The following is a 16,824-nucleotide window of genomic DNA, read 5'->3' on the forward strand; positions in this document are numbered from 1 at the left end:
AGAAACCGGCGGCGTCCTACTTTCCCAGGCGGTCTCCCACCAAGTATCCTCGGCGCTGGGGAGCTTAACTTCTGTGTTCGGGATGGGTACAGGTGTGTCCTCCCCGCCATCACGGCCGGATTTCTTCTTTGAAGACTTGCGTGCCTTCAAATCCAAACAAAATGCTCCTCTCACTCTGCTCTGCCTTTTCCTTTTCGCGGCCTTCCGGCCAAGCTTTCGGTTGATTAGTATCGGTCAGCTCAGGATGTCACCATCTTTACACCTCCGACCTATCGACGTGGTAGTCTCCCACGAACCTTACCTTACGGGGGAGATCTATTCTTGTGGCGGGCTTCGCACTTAGATGCTTTCAGCGCTTATCCCTTCCCCGCGTAGCTACCCGGCTATGCTCCTGGCGGAACAACCGGTACACCAGAGGCGAGTCCGTCCCGGTCCTCTCGTACTAAGGACAGCCCCACGCAGATCTCCAACGCCCACAGCGGATAGGGACCGAACTGTCTCACGACGTTCTGAACCCAGCTCGCGTACCTCTTTAATGGGCGAACAGCCCAACCCTTGGGACCTACTCCAGCCCCAGGATGAGACGAGCCGACATCGAGGTGCCAAACACCCCCGTCGATGTGAACTCTTGGGGGGTATCAGCCTGTTATCCCCAGGGTAGCTTTTATCCGTTGAGCGATGGCCCTTCCACTCGGTACCACCGGATCACTAAGCCCGACTTTCGTCCCTGCTCGACCTGTATGTCTTGCAGTCAAGCTCCCTTCTGCCTTTGCACTCTTCGCGCGATTTCCGTCCGCGCTGAGGGAACCTTTGGGCGCCTCCGTTACTCTTTTGGAGGCGACCGCCCCAGTCAAACTGCCCACCTGCCACTGTCCCGGTACCGGTTTACGATACGCGGTTAGAACCCCAACACTGCAGGGGTGGTATCCCAACGATGGCTCTGAGTATACTGGCGTACGCTCTTCTCAGCCTCCCACCTATCCTGTACATGCAGCGCCGAGGCTCAATATCAGGCTGCAGTGAAGCTCCATGGGGTCTTTCCGTCCTGCTGCGGGTAGCCGGCATCTTTACCGGCACTACAATTTCACCGAGTCCATTGTCGAGACAGTGCCCAGATCATTACGCCTTTCGTGCGGGTCGGAACTTACCCGACAAGGAATTTCGCTACCTTAGGACCGTTATAGTTACGGCCGCCGTTTACTGGGGCTTCAGTTCCGTGCTTCGATTGCTCTGACACTTCCCCTTAACCTTCCAGCACCGGGCAGGCGTCAGCCCCTATACTTCAGCTTTCGCTTTCGCAGAGACCTGTGTTTTTGGTAAACAGTTGCCTGGGCCTTTTCACTGCGGCTTGCTTTCGCAAGCACCCCTTCTCCCGAAGTTACGGGGTCATTTTGCCGAGTTCCTTGACAATGGTTCTCTCGCTCGCCTTAGGATTCTCTCCTCATCCACCTGTGTCGGTTTGCGGTACGGGCACCTCAGTCCTCGCTAGCGGCTTTTCTCGACGGCGTGAATGTCACTGCTTCCGGATCATTCTCCTCCCCATCACGACTTGGTTCCACACCTGCGGACTTCCCTGCAGCTGCTCCCTCATCGCTTGGACGTACTCAACCAACGGTACGCTCAGCTCATCCTTCCGTGTCCCCGCTTCACTCAAGCAGACCTCGGTGGTACAGGAATCTCTACCTGTTATCCATCGCCTACGACGCTCGTCCTCGGCTTAGGCCCCGACTTACCCTGAGTGGACGAACCTTCCTCAGGAAACCTTGGATTTTCGGCGGGCAGGATTCTCACCTGCCTCTCGCTACTCATGCCAACATTCTCTCTCCTGCACGGTCCACGATCGCTTCCGCTCTCGCTTCTGCCTGTGCACGATGCTCCCCTACCATAATTTCTTATCCGCAACTTCGGTATCAGACTTTAGCCCCGTTTATCTTCGGCGCAGAGTCACTCGACTAGTGAGCTATTACGCACTCTTTGAATGAATGGCTGCTTCTGAGCCAACATCCTAGCTGTCTGTGCAACCCCACATCCTTTTCCACTTAGCCTGTATTTTGGGACCTTAGCTGACGGTCTGGGCTGTTTCCCTTTCGACCATGAAACTTATCTCACATAGTCTGACTCCTGCAGTTGATACTCCGGCATTCGGAGTTTGATAGTTTTTGGTAACCGGTGAAGGCCCCTCGAACATTCAGTGCTCTACCTCCGGGTATCATCGCTGCAAGGCTAGCCCTAAAGCTATTTCGGGGAGAACCAGCTATCTCCGGGTTCGATTGGAATTTCACCGCTATCCACACGTCATCCCAACCTTTTTCAACAGATATGAGTTCGGCCCTCCATGCCCCTTTACGGGCACTTCAGCCTGCACATGGATAGGTCACCCGGTTTCGGGTCTACAGCATACGACTTTCGCCCTGTTCAGACTCGGTTTCCCTTCGGCTCCGCTGCTCCAGCAGCTTAACCTCGCCGCACACCATAACTCGTTGGCCCGTTCTACAAAAAGTACGAGGTTACTTTCGCTCCCTCCGATTGTAGGCATAAGGTTTCAGGTTCTATTTCACTCCCCTCCCGGGGTCCTTTTCACCTTTCCCTCACGGTACTGTTCTCTATCGGTCACTGGGTAGTATTTAGGCTTGGAGGGTGGGCCCTCCTGCTTCAGACCGGGTTACACGTGTCCGGCCCTACTCTGGATCCTCATCTGTGAAGACTGCATTTCAAGTACGAGACTCTTACTCTCTCTGGTGAGCATTTCCATACTTCTTCCTCTATACATTCTTCATCCTTTATGAGTCCGCAACCCCAGAGACAAGTCTCTGGTTTGGCCTCTTTCCCGTTCGCTCGCCGCTACTTGGAAAATCGATGTTTCTTTCTCTTCCTCCGGGTACTTAGATGTTTCAGTTCCCCGGGTTCCCTCGTAATGAGCTGTCTTTCTCACTCATCCGTATCCTGTCATTACACAGGATGGGTTTCCCCATTCAGAAATCTGTGGATCAGCGGATATGTGCTCCTCCCCACAGCTTTTCGCAGCTTGTCACGTCTTTCTTCGGCTCCCAGTGCCAAGGCATCCACCTTATGCCCTTTTTCGCTTGGCCTCTTTGGCCCGCGTTTGGTTCGCTTTCGATCTTTGTCAATTTACTCTTGATCTTTTGCTTTCTGGCTCTCGGTTGAAATCGTAGATTACCCTTTTCACCATATCTCTATGCTGATATTGATATTCTCGATCTCTTTTCTATGATGCATTGTTTGATTCGCATTTTGTTCGGTTTTCAAGGTACATATCACATCCTTCGATGTGATGGTGGGCTTGGGTAGGCTCGAACTACCGACCTCACGCTTATCAGGCGTGCGCTCTAACCGGCTGAGCTACAAGCCCATAAAAACTCATAGACAGAAAATCAGTCTCCCTAGAAAGGAGGTGATCCAGCCGCACGTTCTCATACGGCTACCTTGTTACGACTTCACCCCAGTCACCGGTTTTGCCTTAGGCAGACATTGTCCGACTTCGGGCACCCCCGGCTTCCATGGTGTGACGGGCGGTGTGTACAAGACCCGGGAACGCATTCACCGCGGCATTCTGATCCGCGATTACTAGCAACTCCGACTTCGTGCAGGCGGGTTTCAGCCTGCAGTCCGAACTGGGACCGGCTTTAGGGGTTTGCTTGAGATCGCTCTTTCGCTTCCCTCTGTGCCGGCCATTGTAGCACGTGTGTCGCCCAGAACATAAGGGGCATGATGATTTGACGTCATCCCCGCCTTCCTCCGGGTTATCCCCGGCAGTCCCGTCAGAGTGCCCAACTTAATGATGGCAACTGACAGCAAGGGTTGCGCTCGTTGCGGGACTTGACCCAACATCTCACGACACGAGCTGACGACAACCATGCACCACCTGTCACTCCTGCTCCGAAGAGAAGGGGAACATTACTTCCCCGGTCAGGAGGATGTCAAGCTCTGGTAAGGTTCTTCGCGTTGCTTCGAATTAAACCACATGCTCCGCTGCTTGTGCGGGTCCCCGTCAATTCCTTTGAGTTTTACACTTGCGTGCGTACTCCCCAGGCGGAGCACTTAATGCGTTTGCTCCGGCACCGAACTCTCTCGAGCCCGACACCTAGTGCTCATCGTTTACGGCGTGGACTACCAGGGTATCTAATCCTGTTTGCTACCCACGCTTTCGTGCCTCAGTGTCAGTTTCAGTCCAGAAGGCCGCCTTCGCCACCGGTGTTCCTCCTAATATCTACGCATTTCACCGCTACACTAGGAATTCCGCCTTCCTCTCCTGTACTCAAGCTGAACAGTTCGCAGGGCGGTTCACGGTTGGGCCGTGAAATTAAACCCCGCGCTTGCTCAGCCACCTACGCACTCTTTACGCCCAGTAATTCCGGATAACGCTCGCCCTCTACGTGTTACCGCGGCTGCTGGCACGTAGTTAGCCGGGGCTTCCTCCTCAGGTACCGTCATTTTTTTCTTCCCTGAGGACAGAAGTTTACGACCCGAAGGCCTTCCTCCTTCACGCGGCGTTGCTGCATCAGAGTTTCCTCCATTGTGCAATATCCCCCACTGCTGCCTCCCGTAGGAGTCTGGACCGTGTCTCAGTTCCAATGTGGCCGTCCGCCCTCTCAGGCCGGCTACCGATCGTCGCTTTGGTAGGCCGCTACCCTGCCAACTGGCTAATCGGACGCGGGCCCATCCCTCACCGATAAATCTTTGGCCTTTCGATCATGTGATCAAAAGGCATCATGGGATATTACTCGAAGTTTCCCTCGGCTATCTCCCTGTGAGGGGCAGGTTGCCCACGCGTTACTCACCCGTCCGCCGCTCTCCATGGCATTCGTCAACCGAAGCATCTGAATTCCATTTCCCGCTCGACTTGCATGTGTTAGGCACGCCGCCAGCGTTCATCCTGAGCCAGGATCAAACTCTTCGTTAATATTGTATGTTAAAGCCTTCCGGCTTTATCATCCTTAAGAATTCATCCTTTTCCTCAGAACGAAGCTTAGCTTTGTTCTGCTGAAATTACTGTTTTCTTTTGGAAATTGTCGTGAACCTTTTTAATGGTTCTCTGCGTCAGACTTTCATCTGCGCAGCTTTTGTCTTGACTTGCATTTCCTGTCTATGCAGTTTTCTATGTTCGCACTTGCTCTCACAAGCATGATCTATATTACCACGGCTTCAGCCGGTTGTCAAGGAAAATTTTCATCATTTTTATTGAAAATCTCTCAGACGCTGATTTTGGCGGTATATAGACACTCTCAGGCGCGGGATCAACCCGCTCTCTCAGAGCGCTTCTCTATATTACCCTAATTACCCGATCAATGCAAGGACTTTTTTACGAAAATCGAAATTTCTTTTTACGCAGACTCTATAATCTCATACATTGATGCTGCGTCTTCCTTCCGGACGGCGTTTGGGACGGCCAGCACTTTGAAAGTTACGGAACCGTTTCCGAATTCGATATGAACGGTATCTCCCGGTTCTACTTCCGTTCCGGGCTTTGCCGTTCTTCCGTTTACGGAAACACGTTCCTGCTCGCAGGCTTCCTTTGCTACCGTACGTCTTTTTATGATTCTTGAATTCTTCAGATACTTATCGATTCTCATGGATCTCCTTTCCCCTTCCCCATTTTCAGAGTATAAGAAAAGCTGCCGCATGGGTGATATGCAGCAGCTGATAAATTCTTTATTCCGGTACGATTCCGTGCGGACTATTTATTGACAGCGTCCTTCAGAGCCTTTCCTGCCTTGAATACAGGAGCCTTGGATGCCGGGATATCGATAACCTCATCCGGCTTTCTAGGATTTCTTCCCTGACGAGCTTTTCTGTCACGTGTATCGAATGTACCAAATCCGATCAGCTGAACCTTTTCACCCTTTACGAGTGCATCTTCTATTGTAGACAGAAATGCATTAATCGCAACTTCTGCGTCTTTCTTAGTAAAATTTGTCTTCTCTGCTACTGCAGCAACAAGTTCTGCCTTATTCATTCTTATTATCCTCCTCATAGTCGTGATTCTCATCACGGAAAATTTACTTCTGTTATTTTCGCATCTCAACCTGTATTTGTCAATACCTTATCACCCAAAAGCACTGATTTTACTCACCTTCACGATATCTGACCGATCTGACAGGCATAAAAAATACAAAATTTATGTTCTTTTATCTTATCGTATTCCCTGTATCTATACAGAATCCGGTATAAGGGAATTTATCCCAGCCCTATATCTTGCGCATCGGCTTTTGTCCGGACGCAATGGGCCCGGGAAATCTGCCGCTGCGGGTGAAATTACCGCATTACAGCTGATTCAGGATACGGCGTACGGCTTCTTCCGTTCTTGCGATGGTCTGTTCGATGTCGATGGTCTTGTATTCTCCGTCGCGGTAGAGCACTTTTCCGTCTGCCATGGTCAGGAGAATGTCGCTTCCGGACGCGGAGTAGACGATGTTGTTGACCAGGTCGTGAATCGGGTGCATGTTCGGAAGGTCGGTGTTCAGGACGATCAGGTCGGCACGTGCGCCTTCTTTCATGATGCCGCAGTCTGTACGTCCCTGAGCGAGAGCTCCGGCTCTGGTTGCCGCGTAGATCACCTGTTTTGGCGTCAGGACGGTCGGATCTCCGGCTTTGACCTTTCCGATCATGGCAAGGGTTTTCATCTCCTCCAGGAAGTTCAGGCTGTTGTTGCTGGCTACACTGTCTGTTCCGATGGCCAGGTTGATGCCGCGCTTCAGGATCTCTGCGCTGTTGCAGATTCCGCTGGCGAGTTTCAGGTTGCTGCAAGGGTTGGTCGCAACGGTTACACCCTTTTCTTTCAGGATGTTATAGTCTTCTCCCTCAATCCAGACGCAGTGGGCAGCGATGGACGGAACGTCAAAGATTCCGCAGTCATTCAGATACTGCACCGGAGTCTTTCCGTTATGGCGCTGCTTGCACTCCTCGTGCTCTGTTTTTGTTTCTGATACGTGAACGTGCATTCTTGCGCCGTTGTCCTTACACCATGCGGCAAGGGAACGTGCGGTGTTTTCGTCTGAAGTGTACTCAGCATGCAGGCTGGCCTCGATGACTACCCGGCCGTCTGCGGCGCCGTTCAGGCTCTGGTATGCTTCTTCCAGCTCTTTTGCGGAATCCATCTTCTCAAACGGCGTGCCGTCGAAGTTGGTCAGCGAGCGGGAGATATTGTTTTTTGCGCCGCTGTCGATGACGGCGTGAGCGATGTCAGGGACAAAATAATACATGTCAGAGGTCGAAACGATACCGAAACGCAGGGATTCTGCCATGCAGAGCAGGGTGCCCCAGTAGACGGCGTCGGAATCCAGTTTGGCCTCGAACGGGAAGATTCTGGTATTCAGCCAGTCCTGCAGCTTCAGGTTTTCTCCGTAGCCTCTCATCAGTGCCATCGGGGAATGTGCGTGGGCGTTATAGAATCCCGGCATCAGGAGACGTCCCTGCCCGTCGTAGACTTCCCCGTAATCCTCTTGCGGCATCGCTTTACCGATGTAAGCGATGCGTTTGTCTTTTGTCCCTACGTACATATGCTCCTGTACGTCCAGGTTTTCATCTAAAATTGTAATGTCGCGAAAAAGCATCTTCTACTTCCTTTCTATTCATCGAGTTTGGCCGGAAATTAATGTCCGGCGGGTTTCCTGTCTGCTGCACCGGGAATCTGCGGTGCTCCCTCAGGTGTGTCTTTCAGGGTCTCGAGCAGCCGGATGACGTCCTCGAGTTCGTGGCGGCGGACCAGCGGAATGCGGATAAACGGCTTGACTCCTCCGTGGACGAAGACTCTGGCGCCGAATACTTCATTCAGGTGGATGATGCTCATCGGATTCAGAGGGTTCTTCTCATCGAAGGACAGCAGTACGTACGGTCCCTGTTCATAAATCCGGGTCACGGCCATGCCCTCGGCAAGCCAGCGGATGCGGGAAACCTTGATCAGGTTCATGGTCTCCTTAGGGACATCGCCGAAGCGGTCGACGAGTTCATCATACATGGACTCCTCGTCCTCTTCTGTGCGTACGGTGGCGATCTTCTTATACATCTGGATCTTAAGCACCTCGTCCTGAATGTACCAGTCCGGGATATTGGCGGAAACCGCAAGTTCAACCGAAGTCTCCTCCGGATTCTCTGCGATGCTCTCGCCCTTGATGCGGCGGACTTCGTCATTGACCAGTTTGGCATACAATTCATATCCGATGTTCATGATGTGTCCGCTCTGCTCGCTTCCAAGAAGGTTTCCGGCACCCCGGATCTGCAGGTCACGCATGGCGACCTTGAAGCCGGAGCCGAATTCGGTAAATTCCCTTACGGCCCGCAGGCGCTTCTCGGCAACTTCTGTCAGAACTTTATCTTTCTGGTACATCAGGTAGGCGTATGCCATGCGGCTGGAGCGGCCGACGCGGCCCCTTAACTGATAGAGCTGGGACAGACCGTAGCGGTCTGCGTCCAGGACGATCAGGGTGTTGGCGTTCGGCACATCAATTCCGGACTCAACGATGGTGGTTGCCACCAGAACATCACTCTCGTGGTTGTCAAAGTTCAGCATGACGTCTTCCAGTGTCTGCTCGCTCATCTGTCCGTGGCCGACGATGACTCTGGCTTCCGGAACGGCTTTCATGATGCGCTCGGCAATCTGGTTGATGCCGCGGACGCGGTTGTAAATGACGAAGGTCTGGCCTCCTCTGTCCATCTCACGCATAATCGCCTCACGGATCACGCCGTCGTCCATTTCCATGACATAGGTCTGCACCGGGAAACGGTCTTCCGGCGGCTCGGTAATGACACTCATATCCTTGATTCCCGTCATGGACATGTTCAGCGTTCTCGGGATCGGCGTCGCGGAAAGGGTCAGAACATCCACGTTCTTTTTCATTTCCTTGATTTTCTCTTTATGTTTGACGCCGAAGCGCTGTTCCTCATCGATGACCAGAAGGCCCAGGTCCTTGAACTTCACATCTTTAGAAAGAAGCCGGTGGGTGCCGATAATCAGATCGATATCGCCTTCCTTCAGCCTCTTCACGATGTCTTTCTGCTCTGCTTCTGTACGGAAGCGGGAGAGCATCTCGACCTTCAGCGGGAATTTCTCAAATCTGGACTTCAGTGTGTAGTAATGCTGGTTGGCGAGCAGAGTCGTCGGAACGAGCATGGCCGCCTGCTTTCCGTCCGCGATGCACTTGAACATCGCGCGGGCGGCCACCTCTGTCTTTCCGAATCCAACATCGCCGCAGAGGAGACGGTCCATGGCCACCGGTTTTTCCATGTCGGCCTTGATTTCTTCAATGGCCCTCAGCTGATCGTCGGTTTCCACGTAAGGGAAGCTCTCCTCAAATTCTTTCTGCCACTCTGTGTCCGGTCCAAAGGCGTAACCTTTCGTCACTTCACGTTCTGCGTAGAGTTTGATCAGTTCGTCGGCCATGTCGGCGATGGCCTTCTTGGCCCTGGCCTTTGCCGTCTTCCATTCGGTGCCGGAAAGCTTGTTCATCTTCGGCACGCTGCCTTCTGCGCCGATGTACTTCTGCACGATGTCGAACTGCTCTACCGGAACGTAGAGAATATCGCTGCCCGCGTACTTGATCTTCAGATAATCTTTCTTTTCACCGTGGAGGTTCAGCTGCTCAATGCCTTCGAATTTTCCGATTCCGTGATTCTCGTGAACGACATAATCGCCCTTTTTCAGATCGGTAAAACTCTGCAGCTCTTCACCTTTCGTCCTGCGGTGTTTTCTGCGGCGCGGAGTTCTTCTCCCTCCGAAAATATCCTGATCGCTGATGTAACAGAACTTTTCTTCCGGGAAAAGCATGCCGCTGGAAAGGATTCCATCCTCAAAGCTGACGCTTGAGGACAGCCCCTTATTCTGCAGGAACTCGCGGAGATTTTTCTTCCGCTCCATTGTGCTGCAGACGATGGTGACCTTCACCTTATTTTTCAGCTGCGCCTGGATTTCATCGGCCAGCAGCTCCAGACGTCCGTTGAACTCCGGAACCTGGCGGCAGTGGTAGTCATACACCTGACTGTACTCATCGATTCCCTTCACCTGCTTCGGGAACGGAGTGATGACATAAAGCGGGCGGCAGCGGTAACCCTTCAGGAGTTCCTCGCGGCCGGTCATCATCTTCATATCTTCCGGCGCGATCTGTCCGCGCTCCAGCATGGTCTGGAAGTCCTGCTTCTGCTCCTTGCTGCGGGTGTCGAGGAATTCCGTAATGCGGTCCGGATCATCCACAATGAGGGTGCCCTCTCCCATATAATCCCAGAGATATTCCACATCATCGTAGAAATAATGCAGGTAGTTTCCCAGAAGCTGCAGGTTGGATACATTCTCAATGTATTCTACAAGCTGGTCTCTGCGGCGCTCCAGATGGTGGGACGCCTCCAGGAATTCCGCCGACTGACTCAGCTTTTCCATCTGTTTTGTATAAGCATCAGAGAGCTTTTTCGCTGCTTTCAGAAAATGCTCTTTATCTGCCAGCAGATCCTGAGCCGCACCGATGGTAACGGCTTTCAGCTTGTCTCCGCTGGACCGCTGTGTATCGATGTCGAAGGTCCGGATGGAGTCCACCTCTGTGTCAAAGAATTCGATACGGTAAGGCTCTTCTGCATCCGGCGTAAATACATCCAGGATTCCGCCGCGGATGCTGAATTCTCCCCTTCCTTCGACCATGCTCATGCGTTCATAGCCCAGATCTCTGAGATCTTCCGCAATCTGCTTCAGGTCTGCGTCCTTACCGTATTCCAGACGCACGGTCTTTTCTGACAAAAGAGAGTGTGGCATCATCGGACGGACAGCCGCACTTACCGGCGCGGCAACGACGCAGTGTTTATCCTCCATGAGTGCCTTCAGTCCCTTCAGACGTTTCATCTGCTGGGAATTCCCTCTGGTTTCATAATTCAGGAAAAGCTGGTCCTCATTCGGCATGACGAGAACTTCTTTTTTCAGGAAGAACTCCAGGTCCGAGGCCAGATTCTCAGCCTGTTTCTGGGCAGCGGTCAGGATCAGGGTCTTTCCCGGGTTATTTCTGATTATTCTGGATATGATCAGAGCGGAGCGGCTTTCTGTCACTCCGGAAATACCTGTCACTCCTTTATTACTCATTCTCTGCCTCCGAAACTTTATTTTTATCCGGCGAATCGTTTCCTGTGCTGCCTGTCTGTCTTGGCTTTCTGCCCGCCGCAGATTTCTTTTTCTTCTGGTGTCTGGTATTGTAGCGGTTCATTGCCAGGTTGACGTCATCAGTGACGATGCACTCTGCGGCGCGGCAGGCATTGTCCACGGCTTCTTCAAGCGGATGGACCTCATCTTTCTTAAAGCCGCCCAGGACAAAGGAAATAATGTCTCCCATATGTTCTGATCCGGTACCGATTCTGATTCTCGGGAACTGGTCTGACTGAATCTGGTAAATGACGGATTTCATTCCGTTATGTGTTCCCGCACTTCCATGCGGACGAATTCGGAGTGACCCTACCGGAATTTCCATATCATCATAGATGACGATCAGATGGGACGGATCCACTTTATAGAAATTCATGACTTCCCGGATGGACTGGCCGCTTTCATTCATGTAGGTCTGCGGCTTGACCAGAATGACTTTTTCCGTTCCAATCCGTCCTTCTCCGATCAGTGCCTTGAATTTACTCCGGTTTACGCTGACTCCCAGCTGATCTGCCAGCCGGTCGATCATTATAAACCCCAGATTATGTCTGGTATTTTCATATTTTTTTCCGGGATTTCCCAATCCTGCAATGATATACATATACACCTCATAAAAGGCCTGCCGGAAGAGCAGACCCTCTGTCCGGCAGACCGTATTCACTTCTCTTTTTTTATGTTTTTCTCTTTCTGTACCCTGCTGGAAGGCCCTTCTGCCATTTCTTTTTCTAATGGATAAGTCGAAGCAGCCCGCAGAGCCGCAGCCTGTATTTTCTTGCGTTTTCCTTTTGTCCTACTTCTCGAACAGAACGCTGACCGATCCGTTGGTGAAGACTCTGGTAATCGCCTCGGCAAACAGCGGGGCGACGGAAAGAAGTGTCATCTTGTCGATCTTCTTCTCTTCCGGAATCGGAATGGTGTTCAGGAGAACCAGTTCGGAAATCGCGGAATCCTGCAGACGCTGAATTGCAGGGCCGGATAGAACCGCGTGTGTGGCACCGGCGAGGACGGTATTGGCGCCCATCTTCTTCAGTGCGTTAGCGGCATTGGTAATGGTTCCGGCGGTATCGATCATATCGTCGACCATGACGCAGTCTTTCCCCTCAATATCACCGATGATATTCATAATCTCGGACTTATTCGGCTCCGGACGGCGCTTGTCGACAATGGCAATCGGACAGTCCAGATACTCGGCAACATTTCTGGCTCTTGTCACGCTTCCGTGATCTGGTGATACCACAACCGGATGCTCCAGACGCTTCTCCTTAAAATACTTCGCGAGAATCGGCATACCGACCAGATGATCCACCGGGATGTCGAAATATCCCTGAATCTGCGGCGCATGCAGGTCCATCGTAAGGATGCGGTCTGCGCCTGCCGCGACGATCATGTTCGCGACCAGCTTGGAACTGATCGGGTCTCTGGCCTTGGCCTTGCGGTCCTGACGGGCGTAGCCGTAATATGGAATGACCGCGTTGATTCTGCCGGCGGAAGCCCGCTTCATGGCGTCAATCATGATCAGAAGCTCCATCAGATTGTCATTTACCGGATTGCATGTGGACTGGACTATATAAATGTCTCTTCCGCGTACGGTTTCCCAGATATTTACAGAAATCTCGCCATCGCTGAACTTGGTTACTGTGCATCTTCCCAGCGGTTTGTCCAGTTTCCCGGCAATCTCCGCCGCAAGTTCAGGATGAGAATTTCCCGCAAAAATTTTAAATTCAGAGAAAGAGCCATTATTCATCTTGCCGTACCTCCTGTCGACTCCGCGCCTTTCTGTTTCATGCCTGTCCTGCCGTTTCTCAGGACATTTCCAGTCAGGCGGCGGTTATTTCTTATGATTGCGTCTGTACAGCCCGCGGCGTTCTGCCCATCCTTCGATATTCGTCTGGCGTTCTCTGGCAATTCCCAGAGCGTTTTCCGGAACATCCTCTGTCAGTGTGCTTCCCGCGGCAATATAGGCGCCATCGCCAACATTTACCGGTGAGATCAGGTTGGTATTGCAGCCGATAAACGCGCCGTCTCCGACTGTCGTCCTGTGCTTTTCATTTCCGTCATAGTTGACAAAAACAATTCCGCAGCCGAGATTGACATCTTTTCCAACATCCGCGTCTCCGATATAGGTCAGATGGGCGGACTTGGACCCATCTCCGAAGGTTGAATTCTTAATCTCGACGAAATCACCGATTTTACAGTTTTCGCCCACATGGGAATGCGGACGCATATAAGCAAACGGACCGACATTGGTTCCGTTTCCGACCGTACTTTCAAGGATCACCGAACTCTGAACCAGAACATTTTCTCCGATTTCCGAGTCCACGATTCTGCTGTTCTGCATGATTCTGCTTCCAGCTCCGATATGTGTCTTTCCTTCCAGGGTTACGCATGGGCCGAGGTATGCGCCTGGCTCAATCTCAACGGAAGGGTCAATGTATACAGAATGAATATCTGCAATGTCCACGCCGTTTTCCAGATGGCGGATTGCAATATCCAGTCTTTCCTGTTCTTTTTTCTTATATTCTTCCAGCTTCATTATTTATTTTCTGCCTCCAGAATGTAGTCTCCAACCTTGTAAACGTCTCCGGCACCCATGGTGATGACCATGTCACCTTTCTTTGCGTTCTTTCTGACGAAGTCAGCGATTTCATGGAAATCCGGCATGTAGAGGACTTCCTTGTCCGGTTTCTGCTCATGAATCGTTTTTGCCAGCTTCTCAGAGGAAACATTGTAGATATCCTTCTCTCTTGCAGCGTAGATATCTGCAAGAATAATGACATCCGCTTCTTCCAGGGCATCGGCAAAACCGTCAAAGAGCGCCAGTGTTCTGGTGTATGTGTGCGGCTGGAAGACAACCCACAGTTTATTATGCGGGAACTTCTCCGCTCCGGTCAGTGTCGCCTTGATTTCTGTCGGATGGTGCGCATAGTCGTCAACCAGACGGACACCGTTTCCGAACATGCCGCGGACATTGAAACGTCTCTGAATACCGTTAAAGCCCTTCAGCGTATCCGTGATGGTCTTTACATCGATTCCCAGTTCATTGCAGCATGCGAAAGCGGCCGTCGCATTCAGGATGTTATGCTCTCCCGGAATGGACAGTTCTACACGTCCGAGTTTCTTTCCATTATGCTCCACATCAAAGGACGGATATCCTTCATGGAATTTTACGTTGACGATATGATAGTCGGAGCTGCTGTTGTATCCGTAGTGGATAACGTTGTTCTTCCCCTTGGTGGCCTCTTCAACGAACGGGTTGGCATCATAGGCGATGATCATTCCGTCATTTGGAACGAATCCGGCGAATTTCTCAAAGGAAGACTCAATGTGCTCCACATCCTTGAAATAATCCAGATGATCGGAATCGATGTTCAGAATGATCTCGATCTTAGGACGCAGCTGCAGGAAGCTGTCTCTGTACTCACAGGCCTCAGCGACGAAATAGTCGCCGTGTCCGACGCGTACGTTTCCGCCGATTTCCGCCAGCTCTCCTCCGACAACGATGGTCGGATCCAGCGCGGCATTTCTGATGATCAGGGAAATCATGGACGTTGTCGTCGTCTTTCCATGTGTTCCGCTGACCGCAATGCTGTTCGTATGCTCGTTCATCAGTGTCCCCAGAAGCTCAGCTCTCGGAATCATCGGGATTCCCAGCTCCTTTGCACGGACGACCTCCGGGTTGGTCTCTGCAATAGCCGCAGAATAGACGATCAGATCCGCATCCTCTACGTTTTCCGCACGGTGTCCGATCTGGACCTTGACACCCATGGATGCCAGGTGATCAGTGATTGCGGATTCCTTCATATCCGATCCGGATACCTTATATCCTCTGGATACCATAATCTCCGCCAGTGCGGAAACACCAATTCCGCCGACTCCGATACAATGTATATTCTTATATTTAGTCAAATCTACCATTGACACACTCCTCCTGATTTTATTACGCTCTGCAGCACTATTCCGCAGAGCCGGTCTGTCTTAGTATACCACAAATCGGCGTTAAATAAATCGCTTACGCATACATAACGCGGATGATATTGGTATCTCCGGCTCTTCCGATCGGAACACCTGCAGTCATAACAACCAGACTTCCTTCACCGATGAAGTGTTTTTTCAGCGCCTGATCAACGCAGTGGCGGTAGAGTTCTGCCAGTCTGGCCTTCTGTTCTGCCCGGAGCGGCTGTACACCCCAGACCAGAGCAAGCTGATGGAAGGTCTTTTCATCCGGCGTTGCTCCGATAATCGGAATATCCGGCTGGAATTTCGACAGTCTCCTTGCTGTAAATCCGGTCTGCGTTATGGCAAAGATGCATTTTGCCTCCAGATCGTGCGCCAGAACGCTGGCTGCGTGCCCTACTGCATTGGTTACATCTTTCGTGTCCATTTCATGCCAGATCTGCTCATTCTGCGCAGAATAGCTGTTCTTCTTATCTTCTTCCGCCTGAAGGGCGATTCTGCTCATGGCCTGGACCGCCTCCACCGGAAATTCGCCGGCAGCAGTCTCTCCCGACAGCATGACCGCGGAAGTTCCTTCATATACCGCATTCGCTACATCAGTAATTTCAGCTCTGGTCGGAAGCGGGGAAGAAATCATCGACTCCAGCATCTGGGTTGCCGTGATGACGATTTTACCAGACTGAACGCATCGGCGGATGAATCTCTTCTGGATTCCCGGAACCTTCTCAAACGGGATTTCCACACCCATATCGCCTCTGGCGATCATGATGCCGTCGACTTCCTTCAGAATTTCCTCGAAGTTCTTGACACCCTGTACACTCTCGATCTTCGCGATGATCTGGATGTCCTTTCCCCCATTTACCTCAAGGAAGTGACGCATCTGGCGGACATCATCCGCAGTCCTTACAAAAGACGCGGCAACATAGTCCACACCCTGCTCGATGCCGAACAGCAGATCAGATTTATCCCTGTCGGACATAAACGGAAGCGAAAGGTCTGCGTTCGGGATATTCACACCCTTATGGTCGCTGATCACACCGCCGTGAAGAACCGTGAGCTTAACATCCGTATCCGTGCAGGAATCCACCCGCATGACGATTTTTCCGTCATCAATCAGCACATGCGTGCCCTTATTGACATCCTGCGCAAAGCGTTCAAAGGTAATGGAGACTCCGTTTTCATCTCCTGCAATGTCTCTGGTTGTAATGGTAAACGGCTGGCCGTCCTTCACCTCCACCCGGCCGTTTTTAAAGGTCTTCAGCCGGACTTCCGGTCCCTTGGTGTCCAATACCACCGCGCCCGGCAGTCCGAGCTCATCTCTGACTTTTCTGAACATAGCGATATTGCGTTCATGATCATCATATGTACCATGTGAAAAATTGAATCTGCCCGCATTCATTCCGGCTTCAAACAGCCCTTTTATGGTCTCCTCATTATTCGATGCCGGTCCGATGGTGCAGATGATTTTGGTCTTTCTCATCTCTATTATCTGCCTTTCTGATGCAGAACTTCAGCAGTCATTATTTTCCTGCCGCTTCCACATGTAATTTTATGTTAACATATTATTTCATAATACAACAGGCGCACCAGAAGAAACTTCCCTCTTCCATTGCGCCCTATACCCGTTACTATTATATGTGATTTTACGGCCGAGTTCCACTGAAATAAGAAAGTTGACCCGAAGAATGGGAAATTCTCAGTTTTTGCAGATTCAACTCTTCTGATCAGCCGGACAAAAA

General features: G+C 51.6%; 8 protein-coding genes, 1 tRNA gene, 3 rRNA genes and 1 pseudogene. All 13 read right to left on the reverse strand.

Going from position 1 to position 16,824, the window contains the following annotated elements; genetic code table 11:
* Positions 1-3: 3 nt before the first annotated feature.
* Positions 4-120 (reverse strand): 5S ribosomal RNA (gene rrf, locus ACI77B_RS00005).
* Positions 121-204: 84 nt separating this feature from the next.
* Positions 205-3,089: ribosomal RNA gene (locus ACI77B_RS00010) — 23S ribosomal RNA — on the reverse strand.
* 204 nt (positions 3,090-3,293) lie between these two features.
* A tRNA-Ile gene (locus ACI77B_RS00015) sits at positions 3,294-3,370 on the reverse strand.
* Between the two features lie 35 nt (positions 3,371-3,405).
* Positions 3,406-4,921, reverse strand: a 16S ribosomal RNA gene (locus ACI77B_RS00020).
* Together the 16S, 23S and 5S rRNA genes with 1 tRNA gene alongside form the textbook arrangement of a ribosomal RNA operon.
* 421 nt (positions 4,922-5,342) lie before the next feature.
* Positions 5,343-5,591 (reverse strand): RNA-binding S4 domain-containing protein, encoded by a 249-nt coding sequence (locus tag ACI77B_RS00025; protein ID WP_178263121.1) that lies wholly within the window; start codon positions 5,589-5,591, stop codon positions 5,343-5,345.
* Between the two features lie 104 nt (positions 5,592-5,695).
* Complete coding sequence (locus ACI77B_RS00030; RefSeq protein WP_178263120.1) at positions 5,696-5,974, reverse strand: HU family DNA-binding protein; 279 nt, start codon at positions 5,972-5,974, stop codon at positions 5,696-5,698.
* Between the two features lie 307 nt (positions 5,975-6,281).
* Positions 6,282-7,571, reverse strand: a complete 1,290-nt coding sequence (locus tag ACI77B_RS00035; protein ID WP_409336791.1) for an amidohydrolase — start codon at positions 7,569-7,571, stop codon at positions 6,282-6,284.
* 38 nt (positions 7,572-7,609) lie between these two features.
* A complete protein-coding gene (gene mfd, locus ACI77B_RS00040; protein ID WP_409336792.1) occupies positions 7,610-11,074 on the reverse strand; it encodes a transcription-repair coupling factor in 3,465 nt (1,154 codons plus the stop codon).
* Between the two features lie 106 nt (positions 11,075-11,180).
* Positions 11,181-11,732: pseudogene (pth, locus tag ACI77B_RS00045) on the reverse strand (aminoacyl-tRNA hydrolase); the annotation flags it as partial.
* A gap of 189 nt (positions 11,733-11,921) precedes the next feature.
* Complete coding sequence (locus ACI77B_RS00050) at positions 11,922-12,875, reverse strand: ribose-phosphate diphosphokinase (protein WP_409336794.1); 954 nt, start codon at positions 12,873-12,875, stop codon at positions 11,922-11,924.
* An 84-nt stretch (positions 12,876-12,959) separates the two neighbouring features.
* The gene (locus ACI77B_RS00055) at positions 12,960-13,664 is read right to left on the reverse strand and encodes a UDP-N-acetylglucosamine diphosphorylase (protein ID WP_409336795.1); all 705 of its coding nucleotides are present in this window, start codon (positions 13,662-13,664) and stop codon (positions 12,960-12,962) included.
* The gene (murC, locus tag ACI77B_RS00060) at positions 13,664-15,046 is read right to left on the reverse strand and encodes a UDP-N-acetylmuramate--L-alanine ligase (RefSeq protein ID WP_409336796.1); all 1,383 of its coding nucleotides are present in this window, start codon (positions 15,044-15,046) and stop codon (positions 13,664-13,666) included. Before murC ends, ACI77B_RS00055 begins: the two co-directional genes overlap by 1 nt.
* A gap of 94 nt (positions 15,047-15,140) precedes the next feature.
* Positions 15,141-16,565 carry a pyruvate kinase gene (pyk, locus tag ACI77B_RS00065; RefSeq protein ID WP_409336797.1) on the reverse strand — a complete coding sequence of 475 codons (1,425 nt, stop codon included), beginning with the start codon at positions 16,563-16,565 and terminating at the stop codon, positions 15,141-15,143.
* Positions 16,566-16,824: the final 259 nt, after the last annotated feature.

It is taken from the genome of Eubacterium sp. F2, from assembly GCF_046244355.1.
Lineage (GTDB): Bacteria > Bacillota > Clostridia > Peptostreptococcales > Anaerovoracaceae > Aminicella.

What these genes read in the sequence shown, in the direction of transcription:
- ACI77B_RS00035 (WP_409336791.1), bottom strand. Translation starts at nt 7,571, where the DNA reads ATGCTTTTTCGCGACATTACAATTTTAGATGAAAACCTGGACGTACAG.
- ACI77B_RS00050 (WP_409336794.1), bottom strand. Translation starts at nt 12,875, where the DNA reads ATGAATAATGGCTCTTTCTCTGAATTTAAAATTTTTGCGGGAAATTCT.
- ACI77B_RS00030 (WP_178263120.1), bottom strand. Translation starts at nt 5,974, where the DNA reads ATGAATAAGGCAGAACTTGTTGCTGCAGTAGCAGAGAAGACAAATTTT.
- murC (WP_409336796.1), bottom strand. Translation starts at nt 15,046, where the DNA reads ATGGTAGATTTGACTAAATATAAGAATATACATTGTATCGGAGTCGGC.
- mfd (WP_409336792.1), bottom strand. Translation starts at nt 11,074, where the DNA reads ATGAGTAATAAAGGAGTGACAGGTATTTCCGGAGTGACAGAAAGCCGC.
- pyk (WP_409336797.1), bottom strand. Translation starts at nt 16,565, where the DNA reads ATGAGAAAGACCAAAATCATCTGCACCATCGGACCGGCATCGAATAAT.
- ACI77B_RS00055 (WP_409336795.1), bottom strand. Translation starts at nt 13,664, where the DNA reads ATGAAGCTGGAAGAATATAAGAAAAAAGAACAGGAAAGACTGGATATT.
- ACI77B_RS00025 (WP_178263121.1), bottom strand. Translation starts at nt 5,591, where the DNA reads ATGAGAATCGATAAGTATCTGAAGAATTCAAGAATCATAAAAAGACGT.